This window comes from Paracoccus caeni (genome assembly GCF_016629665.1).
Lineage (GTDB): Bacteria > Pseudomonadota > Alphaproteobacteria > Rhodobacterales > Rhodobacteraceae > Paracoccus > Paracoccus caeni.
In genome coordinates this window covers 1045488-1057322 of sequence record NZ_JAEPRQ010000001.1, presented here as the reverse complement: position 1 = coordinate 1057322, position 11835 = coordinate 1045488, and the positions used below count along the sequence as shown (strand labels likewise).

Genomic DNA, 11835 nt, shown 5'->3' with positions numbered 1-11835 from the left:
TGCCCGTCGGGCGGGCTTTCGCGCATCAATACAACTAACTGTAGCTACCTTGTTGCCAAGAAGGCACAGGTCTTGTTTATCCACTCAACAACGGAACAGATCGCCCCAACCGTACAGGGGACAGATACCGGGGGACACGCCTTGCCAAGACTCTTGAACCGCATCAATGCGTCGCTGGAACGCTACCTGCCCGAAAAGCACCTGTTCCTGCGTTCCGATGATGCCACGCGGTTCATCCGTCTTCGCCCGCTGACCCAGCTTGCCGGTCTTGGCGGGATCACGCTGGCTGTCGGCTGGACCTTCGTTGCCAGCTCGATCCTGGCCATCGACGCGATCAGTTCGGGCTCTCAGCGCGACCAGATGCTGCGGACCCAAGCCGCCTTTGAAGAGCGCCTGAACCAGCTTTCGCAGGAACGCGACACCCGCGCCGCCGAAGCGGTGGCAGCGCAGAACCGTTTCACCGTCGCGCTTGAGCAGGTCTCGCAGATGCAGTCGCAACTGCTGGCCTCGGAAGAAAGCCGCCGCGAGCTTGAGACCGGCCTGGGTGTCGTTCAGTCAACATTGCGCAACACCATTGTCGAGCGGAACGACGCACAACGGATCGCCTCGGACACCAGCGCGATGACCGGCACCGATGCGATGCACGGCCCCGAACGCGGGGAAGAGTTCACCGCTGCACTGGACATCCTGTCCGGAGAGCTGCGTCAGGCAGCAACCGAACGTGCCAGCGCCGTGCAGCAGGCGGAAGAAGCACAGAAGGCAGCCGCCGATCTGGCACAGGAGCGTGACCAGATCCTTGCCCGCAACGACGAAATCCTGACCCAGCTTGAGGACGCCGTGACCATCTCGGTGAAGCCGCTGGATGATGTTTTCCGCTCGGTCGGCATGAATCCTGAAGACGTGCTGGAGACCATTCGTGAAGGGTATTCGGGTCAAGGCGGCCCGTTGACCCCTTTATCCTACTCGACCCGCGGTGACGCGGCGCTGAGCCAGGGCGAGACGAAGGCGAACCAGATCATCGTCACGCTGGATCAGATGAACACCTACCGGATCGCGATGGAGAAACTGCCGCTGGCGATGCCGGTGAAATCCTCGTTCCGCTATACGTCGGGCTTTGGCCGTCGTTGGGGCCGCGCCCATGAGGGCATCGATATGGCAGCCCCGACCGGCACCCCGGTCTATGTCACCGGCGACGGCGTCGTGACCCATGCTGGCCGTCAGGGCGCCTATGGCAACCTCATCAAGATCCAGCACGAGCTTGGCACCGAAACGCGCTACGCCCACCTGTCTCGCATTCGCGTGACCGTGGGACAAAGGGTGTCGCAAGGCGATCTGATTGGTGATATGGGGAATACCGGACGCTCGACCGGGCCGCATCTTCACTATGAAGTGCGCATGAATGGCCGGGCCGTAGACCCGATGAGTTTCATCAAGGCAGCAGAGAATGTTTTCTAAGACCCGCGTGACTGAAAATCGCCCCCAACAAAACCCCGCTTCCGCTGGCGCAGAACCTGTCGCCGCTCCCGCAGCTCCTGAACCGCGCGCCAGCGAAACGCCTCCGGCGGCTCCGCGCGCCCGGACCGCGCCGTCGGTTCTTTCCTCGGACCTGACCGTCACGGGCAATATCCGCACCGAAGGCGATATCCAGATCGAGGGCAATGTCGAAGGCGACGTACGCGCCCATCAGCTTGTGGTCGGCGAAAGCGCCACCATCAAGGGTGAGATCGTCGGTGACGAGATCGTGGTGAACGGTCGCGTCGTCGGTCGCGTCCGCGGCATCAAAGTGCGCCTGTCGGCCACCGCCCGCGTCGAGGGTGACATCATTCACAAGACAATCGCCATCGAATCCGGCGCCCATTTCGAGGGCTCGGTTCAGCGTCAGGACGACCCGATTGCCAATGGCGGCGGCACCAAGAAACTGGCCCCGCCGAGCGCAGAATAATCCCGCGCTGATGATCTTTTGAACGGCCCGCTTCATCGCGGGCCGTTTTCGTTTGTGCTGCCGCAAGGCCGGCGCTGAACGAGGTTTCGTTACATGGGCTGCCCCGCTATCCTGCCCCGCGACAGATCACCTGCGGTGGCGGGTATCGAGAGATTTCAGCGGGATACAGAGCATGGCCGATCAGAAAAGCATCCTCGTCACCGGCGCAGGCAGCGGTATTGGCCGCGCCACAGCCAGACGTTTTATCGCGGCGGGTTGGCGGGTCGGCCTGATCGGCCGCGGCGAGGACGCACTGCGCGAGACGGCGGCGCAAAGCGAAGCCCTGATCCTGCCATGCGATGTAACTGATGCAGCGGCAGTCGATGCGGCCTTCGCGACGGCTTTCGCCACTTGGGGTCGGCTTGACGCGCTGTTCAACAATGCGGGTCGCGGTGCGCCGCCGACAATGCCGGATGAATTATCCCCTGCTCTGTTCGCCGAGGTGATCGCGGTCAATGTGACCGGCATGTTTCATTGCGCCAGCGCGGCCTTTCGCGCCATGCGCCATCAGTCTCCGCAAGGCGGGCGGATCATCAACAATGGCTCGATTGCGGCCTATTCCCCGCGCGAGGGCTCGATCGCTTACACGACGTCGAAACACGCCGTCACCGGGTTAACGCGTAGCCTGTCGCTGGACGGCCGCGCCTTCAACATCGCCTGCGGTCAGATCGATATCGGCAATGCTGCGACCGAGTTGCTGACGCAGGTCAGCAGCGCCTCAGGAAACCCCGAGCCGCTGATGGATGTCTCGGTCGTGGCGGATGCGGTTCTGCACATGGCAAGCATGCCGGACGGGGCGAACACACAGTTCATGACCGTCATGGCCACGAACATGCCCTTCATCGGGCGTGGTTAACGAAACTTCGAAACCAGCGAGTCGCGCACCGAGGGCGTCACGAACTTCGAGACATCGCCGCCCAGCCGCGCAATTTCCTTGACCAGTTTCGAGGCAATCGCCTGACGCCGGGCATCGGCCATCAGGAACACCGTTTCGACAGTCGAATCCAGCGCCCGGTTCATACCGACCATCTGAAATTCATACTCGAAATCCGCCACTGCGCGCAGACCGCGAACGATCACGGTCGCGCCCACATCGCGGGCGCAATCGATCAGCAGGTTCTCGAACGGATGAACGATGATCTCGCCCGGGCGATTGGCCACGATTGCATCGCATTCAGACTTTACCATCGCGACCCGCTCTTCCAGATCGAAAAGCGGCGACTTGTCGCGATTGATCGCAACACCGATCACCAGACGATCAACCAACGCCAAGGCGCGCTGGATGATATCGACGTGGCCCAGAGTGATCGGATCGAAGGTGCCGGGATACAGACCGATGCGCATGGCTACATGTCCCTCAACATGGCTTTCCCGCAGGAAAATCCGATTTCGCACGGGATTGCAAGGCCGTGGCCCAAAATGCCTGTGGCCTAGCTGCCCATAATCATGCCGGTCAGGGCTTCCTTCTCGGCCGCCAGTTCCTTCAACCGACCGCTGACCGCATCGCCGATCGAGATGACGCCCAGCATCCGGCCATCGCCATCAACCACCGGCATGTGACGAAAGCGGCCTTGGGTCATCCGGTCCAGAACCACCAGCGCATCTTCGCCCGCCGTGCAGGTCTGCACCGCCTTGGTCATGATCGAGTTGATCGGCGAGGACAGGATATCCGGCCCGTTCGCGCCAAGCTGGCGCACGATGTCGCGTTCGGACAGGATCCCTTCCGGTGTCGCGCCATCGGTCGAGACAACCACCGCGCCGATACGGCGTTCAGAAAGCAGGCGCACCGCTTCGGCCAAGGTCGCGTCGGGGGCGATGGTGATGATCGAGCCTGACTCGATCCCGTCTTTCCCGGAAATGGTCTTCATCGACAGCAACTGGTTGACCAGCATCGAACGCCCTCCTTCGCGAGTTGTTGATTTCATTATCTTGCCGCGAATCCCGTTGCGTCAAGCCAGTCTATGGGGTGCAGCCGAAACTTCCGCCTGAAGGCGTGACACTTCGGCCCTCACCGCCTGTGCCACAAGCTCGGCCAGAAGCGTCAGCCGCCGTGAGGCCCGGTCATCGGCATGCCGGATCAGCCAGAAGCTGCGTTTCAGCGAAATCTTGTCCTCCAGCACCCGACGCACGCCGGGTGCGAAGGGAATGGCGAAGTCGTGCACGATGCCCAAGCCCGCCCCCGCCCGGATCGCCTGCATCTGCACCGACACCGAATTCGAGGTGATCGCAGCCGTCTGCGTCCCGGTTTCCGACAGATAATCCAGTTCGCGATCAAAAATCATGTCGGGGATATAACCGATCAGCCCGTGCCCCTTCAGATCGGCAATGTCGCGGATCGGCGGATGACGGTCCAGATAATCCTGATGCGCTGCAAGATGCAGCCGGTAATCGGTCAGCCGTTGCGCCACCAGCCGCCCGGTATCGGGGGCCGAGACGGCAACGGCCATATCGGCCTCGCGCTTGGTCAGGTTCACCACGCGCGGCAGAGCGAGGATCTGCACCTCCAGTCCCGGATGGGCCGCACAGAGATCGCGGGCGATCTGCGGCAGCAGGTAATTCGCACAGCCATCCGGCGCACCGATGCGCAATTGTCCGGTCAGACCAGCCTCGCTTCGTGTGGCCTCGCTTGCGGCGGCGGCGGCCTGCTCGGTGGCTTCGGCGGGGGCAATCAACCGCTCGCCCTCGGCCGTCAGCGCATAGCCTTGCGGCGTTTTTGCAAAGAGAACCGCGCCGATGGCCTGTTCAAGCCGCGCGATCCTTCGCCCGATGGTCGAGGCGTCCATGGCCAGCCTTCGCCCAGCCCCCGACAGGCTTTCCGCCCGCGCCACAGCCAGAAAAATGCGAAGATCGTCCCAATCCATCCGCCCTGCCCTTTGCGAAAATGCAAAACTTCTTTGTCATCTTGCCTCTTTGATCGGCATTTCCGCAAGGCTACAGTGCCGATAGCACGCAAGGAGGATATGATGCGCGAGATTCACCACTGGATCGATGGCAAGGAAGTCAAAGGCACGTCGGGCCGCTTCTCTGATGTCTTCAATCCCGCGACCGGCGAAGTTCAGGCGAAACTGTCGCTGGCCACCAAGGCCGAGCTTGACGCCGCCGTGGACAGCGCCGCCAAGGCGCAGATCAAATGGGGCGCCACCAACCCGCAGCGCCGCGCGCGGGTGATGATGGAATTCGTGCGGTTGATCAACCGCGACATGGACAAGATGGCCGAGGTTCTGTCCTCGGAACATGGCAAGACCTTCCCCGATGCCAAGGGCGACATTCAGCGCGGTCTGGAAGTGATCGAGTTCTGTATCGGTGCGCCGCATCTTTTGAAAGGTGAGTTCACCGACAGCGCCGGTCCGGGCATCGACATGTATTCGATGCGTCAGCCGCTGGGCGTCGTGGCGGGGATCACCCCGTTCAACTTCCCGGCGATGATCCCGCTGTGGAAGATGGGTCCGGCACTGGCCGCAGGCAATGCGATGATCCTGAAACCGTCCGAGCGTGACCCCTCGGTCCCGCTGATGCTGGCGCAACTGCTGCAAGAGGCTGGTTTGCCCGATGGCGTGCTGCAGGTCGTCAATGGCGACAAGGACAGCGTCGATGCCATTCTGGACAACCCGGTCATTCAGGCGGTGGGCTTTGTCGGCTCGACCCCGATCGCGCAATATATCTATGAGCGCGCGGCAGCGACCGGCAAGCGGGCACAATGCTTTGGCGGTGCCAAGAACCACATGATCATCATGCCCGATGCCGATCTGGATCAGGCGGCGGATGCGCTGGTCGGGGCCGGTTACGGTGCGGCGGGCGAACGCTGCATGGCGATCTCGGTCGCGGTGCCGGTGGGCGACAAGACCGCCGATGCGCTGATCGAAAAGCTGGTGCCGCGGATCGAGAAGCTGAAGGTCGGCCCTTATACCGCAGGCAATGACGTGGATTACGGTCCGGTCGTCACCGCTGCTGCGAAAGAAAACATCCTGCGTCTAGTTCAGTCGGGGATCGATCAGGGTGCGGAACTGGTCCTGGACGGTCGCGATTTCAGCCTGCAGGGATACGAGGACGGCTTCTTCGTCGGCCCGCATCTGTTCGACCGGGTGACCCCGGATATGGACATCTACAAGAAAGAGATTTTCGGCCCGGTCCTGTCCACCGTCCGCGCCGGTTCTTATGAAGAGGCGATCGGGCTGGCGATGAGCCATGAATATGGCAACGGCACCGCGATCTATACCCGCGACGGCGACACCGCCCGTGATTTCGCCAGTCGGATCAATATCGGCATGGTCGGCGTCAACGTTCCGATCCCGGTTCCGCTGGCCTATCACACCTTCGGCGGCTGGAAGAAATCCGGCTTCGGCGACCTGAACCAGCACGGCCCGGATGCTTTCCGTTTCTATACGCGGACCAAGACGGTCACCGCGCGCTGGCCCTCGGGGATCAAGGAAGGCGGAGAATTCAACTTCAAGGCCATGGATTGATCCGATCAGACGAAAGAAGGCGGGAAATATCCCGCCTTCTTTTCTTGCTCATGTAAATGCGATCAGGCCCGTTGCCGCCGACGTAAAGCGGCAAAACCGCCAAGCCCTGCCAGCAGCAGGATTCCGGCGCCCGGCACAGGCATGACCGCAAGCTCGATATTGTCAAACCGCAGGTTGCCCTTGCCATGTCCGGTTCCAGCTTGACCCAAAGTGATATCGACAATCTTCAGGAAACTGACGTCCTTGAAGATGGCGTAGCTCGTCAGATCAAGCGTGTAGCCTTTGCCCTGTTCGATCAGAACCTGATCAATGAAGGCGCCGACCGAGAAGGTCGCCTCGCCCCGATCCGTAACCAGCGTCAACGGCGCTGCGGGATTGACGATGTTGAACCACAGGTTCTTCACGTCGAACACACCGCCATTCACACGGGTCATCGTCGAGTCGCGGAAAGCATTTTCGGCCCCACACGGCTTCGTCGGATTATTGGCGCAAGCGCCCCTGACAATCCGCAGTTTGTCGAAAACAAAACCGTCCTCGACATAGTTGGTATGAGTGCCCAGAGATGCATTTTCGAAATCAATCGTCGCCGCACCGGCACAACTTGCTGCGATGGCAATTGCCGAAGCGCATGCCAAAGTTCTTATACAGGTCACGTAAACCCCCGACCATTTAACAAACTAAATAAATCGTTAACAGCAGTCGGAGATTTCGGAACTTGGCGATTTAGACAGTCTCACAACCGGAATATATCACGGCCTGCATCGAATTTACCGGCAGTTGAGCGCAATTCGGGTGTGCCCCACGAAGATTCAATCAAACTCGCACAAGCTGCGGTTTTGTCATGATATTATTATCGACATCTGAAAGTTGCATGCGCAGGCATGAAATAGCCAAAAAAGAATTGTCACGAAAACGTGACAGTAAAATTACTCTTTCCCGCGCGTTTCAGCCATTCGGAGCAAGTTTTTCGTCAGCTTCTGACGCTCTAAATCCTACGGGCTCCGATGACAACTCCGTTCAACCAGGAGGGCTGGCATGCGCGATGAACCCGAACTGACCCTTGGGATCGAAGAGGAATATCTGCTGGTCGATCCCGACAGCGGTGATCTGGTCCACGCGCCCGACGGTTTCATGGAGGAATGCCAGCGCCGACTGGGCAACAGTTTCAGCCCCGAATTTCTGCGCTGTCAGGTCGAGATCGGCACCCCTGTCGCTGCCAATATTGTCGACGCCCGGCAGATGCTGACGGATCTGCGCGGCAATGTGGCCGAGGTGGCGACCCTCTATGACCTCGCCCCGATCTCTGCCTCGTGCCATCCTTTCGCGGATTGGCGCGAACAGGTGCATACCGACAAAGACCGCTACAACCAGCTTTCCCGCGATATGGGCGGTGTCGCGCGGCGGATGCTGATCAGCGGAATGCATGTCCATGTCGGCGTCGCCAACAAGGCGCTGCGGATCGACCTGATGAACCAGTTCAGCTATTTCCTGCCCTGGTTGCTGGCGCTGTCGGCGTCCAGCCCGTTCTGGCAGGGGGATGATACCGGGCTTGCCTCTTACCGGACCACGGTGTTCGGCGATATGCCCCGCACCGGCCTGCCGCCGCAAATGGGTGGATGGGGCGAATTCGAACGCTCGGTCGAGGCGCTGACCCGGCTGGAGATTATCGAGGATAGCAGCAAGATTTGGTGGGACATGCGGCCCTCGTCGAAATTCCCGACGCTGGAAACGCGGATCTGCGATGCCTGCCCACGGCTGGATGATACGATCACGCTGGCGGCGCTGATCCAGACGACCACGCGGATGCTGTGGCGGTTGTCGCTGAAAAATGCGCGCTGGCGGCACTACGACAATTTCCTGCTGGGCGAGAACCGCTGGCGGGCTGTGCGTTACGGCACCACCAAGGGCCAGATCGACTTCGGGGCCGAGGAGATCATCCCCTTCCCCGATCTGGCCGAGACATGGCTGGAGCTGATCGCCGAAGATGCCGACGCGCTGGACTGCCAGCCCGCAGTGGCGCGGCTGCGCGAGATGGTGCAGGCCGGCACCGCAGCCGAGGCACAGCGCAAGGTGCTGGCAGGCGCGATGGCTGCGGGGGCGTCACACGATCAGGCGCTGAGGGCCGTGGTGGCGCATCTGGTAACGGAGTTCCGCCGTGATCTGTGACGTCGTGATCTGTGACGGGGCGAAAATGGACACCCGTCCTTTGCACTCGCCCGCAGCCGAAGGGGTGGCGGATGCGGCCAATGTCGCACCGCCCCGGCTCTTGCAACATACCCGCAAAACTTTGCACCTTAGACCCGCGTGGTCGCGATTATCAGGGGAGGGATAGCGCATGGATTTCGCACTCAGCGAAGAACAGCAGGCAATTTTCGACATGGCTTACGATTTCGGTCAAAGCCGTATCGCACCGTTCGCCCGAACCTGGGAAGCCGACGGATCGATCCCGAAAGAGCTGTGGTCCGAAATCGCGCAGCTTGGTTTTGGCGGGCTGTATGTGGCCGAGGAATATGGCGGCTCTGGCCTGTCGCGGCTGGATGCCACGCTGGTTTTCGAGGCACTGGCCATGGCCTGTCCCTCGGTCGGGTCGTTCCTGTCGATCCACAATATGTGCGGCGGCATGATCGACAAATTCGGCAGCGACGAGATCAAGGCCCGCTTCCTGCCCGATCTTTGCAGCATGGAAAAGGTCTTCAGCTATTGCCTGACCGAACCCGGCTCTGGCTCGGACGCGGCGGCCTTGCGGACGCGCGCGCAGCGCGGCGATGATGGCTGGACGCTTAACGGGACCAAGGCCTTCATTTCGGGCGGCAGCTATTCGGATGCCTATATCGTCATGGTCCGCACCGGCGAGGATGGGCCAAAAGGCATCAGCACCATCATCGTCGAGGATCGCACGCCGGGTCTCAGCTTTGGCGGGCTTGAGGACAAGATGGGTTGGCGTGCTCAGCCCACCAGTCAGGTGCAGTTCGATGATTGCGTGATCCCCGCAGACAACCTGCTGGGACAGGAAGGGCGTGGCTTCAGCTATGCCATGGCCGGGCTGGATGGCGGTCGGTTGAACATCTCTGCCGGCGCGCTTGGCGGGGCGCAGGCGGCGCTGAATGCGACGCTGGCCTATATGGGCGAGCGCAAGGCCTTCGGCAAATCCATTGATCAGTTTCAGGCGCTGCAATTCCGGCTGGCCGAGATGGAAACTGCGCTGCAATCGGCGCGGATTTTCCTGCGGCAGGCGGCGTGGAAGCTGGATACAGGCGCGCCCGATGCCACGAAATTCTGCGCCATGGCCAAGCTCTATGTGACCGACCGCGCTTTTGAGGTCGCCAATCAATGCCTGCAACTGCATGGCGGTTATGGCTATCTGGCCGATTACGGGATCGAAAAGATCGTCCGCGATCTGCGGGTTCATCAGATTCTGGAAGGCACCAATGAAATCATGCGGCTGATCGTTGGCCGCGCGCTTCTGGCCGAACGGGGGTAAGCCATGGACGATCCGAACGCACCCGAATTACTGATCCGCAAGACCGGCCGCGCAGGCCGCATCACCTTCAACCGCCCTCAGGCACTGAACGCGCTGAGCCATCAGATGGCTCTGGATCTGCACGCGGCGCTGGACGAATGGCGGCATGACCCTGATGTCGCGCTGGTCATCATCGACGCCAAGGGCGACCGCGCCTTCTGTGCGGGCGGCGATATTGCCGCCGTCTATCGCGGGGGGCTGGCGGGCGATCATCAGATCGGACGGGACTTTTTCCGTGACGAATATCTGATGAACGCGGCGATTGCCGATTATCCGAAGCCGGTCGTGGCCTTCATGCAGGGCTTTGTCATGGGCGGCGGTGTGGGCGTCGGCGGCCATGCCTCGCACCGGATCGTTGGTGACAGTTCGCAGATCGCCATGCCGGAATCGGGGATCGGTCTCATCCCGGATGTCGGCGGGACATGGCTTCTGTCCCGCGCGCCGGGGCGGATTGGAGAATATCTGACGCTGACCGGTGGACGGATGGGCGCGGGCGATGCGCTACATGCGGGTTTCGCCGATTTCTATCTACCCGAGGCCGAATGGCCCGCGCTGATCGCGAAGCTGGAAGAAACCGGCGAGACTGCCTCGATCAAGGGCGCGAAACGCCCGGACTCGGAACTGGCCGACCGCGATCTATCCGCCTTCGGGGGGAAGAATCTGGACGAGATCGTCAAGACGCTCGAACAGGCCGGTGAAGAGGACATGCTGAAACCGATCCGCCGCAACTCTCCGCTGTCGATGGCGGCGGGGCTGGTGATGGTCCGCGCCGCGCGGGGCGATCAGCGCATTCAGGACGCGCTCAGCCGCGAATATCGCTTCACCTGGCGCGCCACCGAACTGGGCGATTTCATCGAGGGCGTGCGCGCCCAGATCATCGACAAGGATCGCAATCCCGCATGGCGCGCGGATGCATCGCCCAAGCATGTGAACAGGATGTTGGCCCCCTTGGGTGATCAGGAACTGAACTGGGAGGACGCGAAATGAAAATCGGATTCATCGGTCTGGGGAATATGGGCGGGCCGATGGCCGCCAATCTGGCCAAGGCCGGGCATGAGGTAGCAGGTTTCGACATGGCCGCCCCGATGCCCGAGGGCGTGACCAAGGCCGCCAGCAGCGCAGAGGCCGCGACGGGCGCGGATGTGGTCATCACCATGCTGCCGAATGGCCGTATCCTGCGCTCGGTCGCTGCCGAGGCGATCCCGGCGATGCAACCCGGCGCGGTGCTCTGCGATTGTTCGACCGTCGATGTGGACAGCGCCCGCGAGGTGGCGCGGCTGGCCCATGAGGCCGGGCTTGGCGCGCTGGACGCGCCCGTATCCGGCGGGATCGGCGGGGCGCAGGCGGGCACGCTGACCTTCATGGTCGGCGGCGGTGAGGACGAATTCACCAAGGTCCAGCCGCTCTTTGACATCATGGGGCAGAAGACGGTCTATTGCGGAGCCTCGGGCGCGGGACAATCGGCCAAGATCTGCAACAACATGATCCTTGGCGTCACCATGATCGCCACCTGCGAGGCCTTTGCGCTGGCGGACAAGCTTGGGCTGGACCGGCAGAAGATGTTCGACGTGGTGTCCACCTCGTCGGGCTATAGCTGGAGCATGAATGCCTATTGCCCGGCCCCCGGCATCGGCCCGAAATCGCCTGCGGACAATGATTACAAACCCGGTTTCGCGTCTGAATTGATGCTGAAAGACCTGACACTGTCGCAATCGGCGGCGCAATCGGCGGGCGCGGACACGCCGATGGGTGCGCTTGCCCGCGAGCTTTATCGCGTCTTTGTCGAGGAAGAAGGCGGTCAGGGGCGCGACTTTTCGGCAATGTTGCCACGGTTCACCGAAAAAAATCGCTGAAAGGGCGTTTTTTGGGGG

12 protein-coding genes are annotated in these 11835 nt (G+C 61.6%); 8 read left to right on the top strand and 4 right to left on the bottom strand.

From position 1 onward, the window contains the following. The first annotated feature begins 141 nt into the window (after window positions 1-141). The 3 genes from JJJ17_RS05000 to JJJ17_RS04990 all read left to right on the top strand — a co-directional run bounded on the left by JJJ17_RS05000 (window position 142) and on the right by JJJ17_RS04990 (window position 2837). Complete coding sequence (locus JJJ17_RS05000; protein ID WP_234463868.1) at window positions 142-1455, top strand: M23 family metallopeptidase; 1314 nt, start codon at window positions 142-144, stop codon at window positions 1453-1455. Continuing rightward, window positions 1445-1942, top strand: a complete 498-nt coding sequence (locus JJJ17_RS04995; protein ID WP_200684201.1) for a bactofilin family protein — start codon at window positions 1445-1447, stop codon at window positions 1940-1942. Before JJJ17_RS05000 ends, JJJ17_RS04995 begins: the two co-directional genes overlap by 11 nt. Window positions 1943-2114: 172 nt before the next feature. Then, window positions 2115-2837 (top strand): SDR family oxidoreductase, encoded by a 723-nt coding sequence (locus JJJ17_RS04990; RefSeq protein ID WP_200684200.1) that lies wholly within the window; start codon window positions 2115-2117, stop codon window positions 2835-2837. On the opposite strand, the gene coaD is transcribed toward JJJ17_RS04990, so the two are convergent. The 3 genes from coaD to JJJ17_RS04975 form a co-directional block, all read right to left on the bottom strand. Next, a complete protein-coding gene (gene coaD, locus JJJ17_RS04985; RefSeq protein ID WP_200684199.1) occupies window positions 2834-3325 on the bottom strand; it encodes a pantetheine-phosphate adenylyltransferase in 492 nt (163 codons plus the stop codon). The two genes, JJJ17_RS04990 and coaD, sit on opposite strands and share 4 nt — an antisense overlap. Window positions 3326-3411: 86 nt before the next feature. Further along, a complete protein-coding gene (locus tag JJJ17_RS04980) occupies window positions 3412-3873 on the bottom strand; it encodes a CBS domain-containing protein (protein WP_200684198.1) in 462 nt (153 codons plus the stop codon). A 57-nt stretch (window positions 3874-3930) separates the two neighbouring features. Further along, window positions 3931-4842 carry a LysR family transcriptional regulator gene (locus tag JJJ17_RS04975; protein WP_200684197.1) on the bottom strand — a complete coding sequence of 304 codons (912 nt, stop codon included), beginning with the start codon at window positions 4840-4842 and terminating at the stop codon, window positions 3931-3933. Window positions 4843-4944: 102 nt separating this feature from the next. Here JJJ17_RS04975 and JJJ17_RS04970 point away from each other — a divergent pair, with 102 nt between their 5' ends. Beyond that, window positions 4945-6444: a CoA-acylating methylmalonate-semialdehyde dehydrogenase gene (locus JJJ17_RS04970; RefSeq protein ID WP_200684195.1), complete on the top strand. Its 1500-nt coding sequence runs from the start codon at window positions 4945-4947 to the stop codon at window positions 6442-6444. 62 nt (window positions 6445-6506) lie between these two features. Here JJJ17_RS04970 and JJJ17_RS04965 read toward each other — a convergent pair whose 3' ends face one another. Then, the gene (locus tag JJJ17_RS04965; protein WP_200684193.1) at window positions 6507-6878 is read right to left on the bottom strand and encodes a PEP-CTERM sorting domain-containing protein; all 372 of its coding nucleotides are present in this window, start codon (window positions 6876-6878) and stop codon (window positions 6507-6509) included. Between the two features lie 601 nt (window positions 6879-7479). Between JJJ17_RS04965 and JJJ17_RS04960 the strand changes: the two genes are divergently transcribed. The 4 genes from JJJ17_RS04960 (at window position 7480) to mmsB (ending at window position 11817) form a co-directional block, all read left to right on the top strand. Next, window positions 7480-8610, top strand: a complete 1131-nt coding sequence (locus JJJ17_RS04960) for a carboxylate-amine ligase (RefSeq protein ID WP_200684191.1) — start codon at window positions 7480-7482, stop codon at window positions 8608-8610. Between the two features lie 169 nt (window positions 8611-8779). Next, entirely contained in the window at window positions 8780-9925 is a 1146-nt protein-coding gene (locus JJJ17_RS04955) for an acyl-CoA dehydrogenase family protein (RefSeq protein WP_200684190.1), read from the top strand. Window positions 9926-9928: 3 nt separating this feature from the next. After that, the gene (locus JJJ17_RS04950; protein WP_200684189.1) at window positions 9929-10951 is read left to right on the top strand and encodes an enoyl-CoA hydratase/isomerase family protein; all 1023 of its coding nucleotides are present in this window, start codon (window positions 9929-9931) and stop codon (window positions 10949-10951) included. Continuing rightward, complete coding sequence (mmsB, locus tag JJJ17_RS04945; RefSeq protein WP_200684188.1) at window positions 10948-11817, top strand: 3-hydroxyisobutyrate dehydrogenase; 870 nt, start codon at window positions 10948-10950, stop codon at window positions 11815-11817. The genes JJJ17_RS04950 and mmsB overlap by 4 nt, the downstream gene beginning before the upstream one ends. The last annotated feature ends 18 nt before the right edge of the window (window positions 11818-11835 follow it).

Bases quoted from the DNA above. Each gene is read 5' to 3' on its own strand.
- mmsB (WP_200684188.1), top strand. From the start codon at position 10,948: ATGAAAATCGGATTCATCGGTCTGGGGAATATGGGCGGGCCGATGGCC.
- JJJ17_RS04965 (WP_200684193.1), bottom strand. From the start codon at position 6,878: ATGACCCGTGTGAATGGCGGTGTGTTCGACGTGAAGAACCTGTGGTTC.
- JJJ17_RS04955 (WP_200684190.1), top strand. From the start codon at position 8,780: ATGGATTTCGCACTCAGCGAAGAACAGCAGGCAATTTTCGACATGGCT.
- coaD (WP_200684199.1), bottom strand. From the start codon at position 3,325: ATGCGCATCGGTCTGTATCCCGGCACCTTCGATCCGATCACTCTGGGC.
- JJJ17_RS04960 (WP_200684191.1), top strand. From the start codon at position 7,480: ATGCGCGATGAACCCGAACTGACCCTTGGGATCGAAGAGGAATATCTG.
- JJJ17_RS04980 (WP_200684198.1), bottom strand. From the start codon at position 3,873: ATGCTGGTCAACCAGTTGCTGTCGATGAAGACCATTTCCGGGAAAGAC.
- JJJ17_RS04995 (WP_200684201.1), top strand. From the start codon at position 1,445: ATGTTTTCTAAGACCCGCGTGACTGAAAATCGCCCCCAACAAAACCCC.
- JJJ17_RS04950 (WP_200684189.1), top strand. From the start codon at position 9,929: ATGGACGATCCGAACGCACCCGAATTACTGATCCGCAAGACCGGCCGC.
- JJJ17_RS04970 (WP_200684195.1), top strand. From the start codon at position 4,945: ATGCGCGAGATTCACCACTGGATCGATGGCAAGGAAGTCAAAGGCACG.
- JJJ17_RS04990 (WP_200684200.1), top strand. From the start codon at position 2,115: ATGGCCGATCAGAAAAGCATCCTCGTCACCGGCGCAGGCAGCGGTATT.
- JJJ17_RS04975 (WP_200684197.1), bottom strand. From the start codon at position 4,842: ATGGATTGGGACGATCTTCGCATTTTTCTGGCTGTGGCGCGGGCGGAA.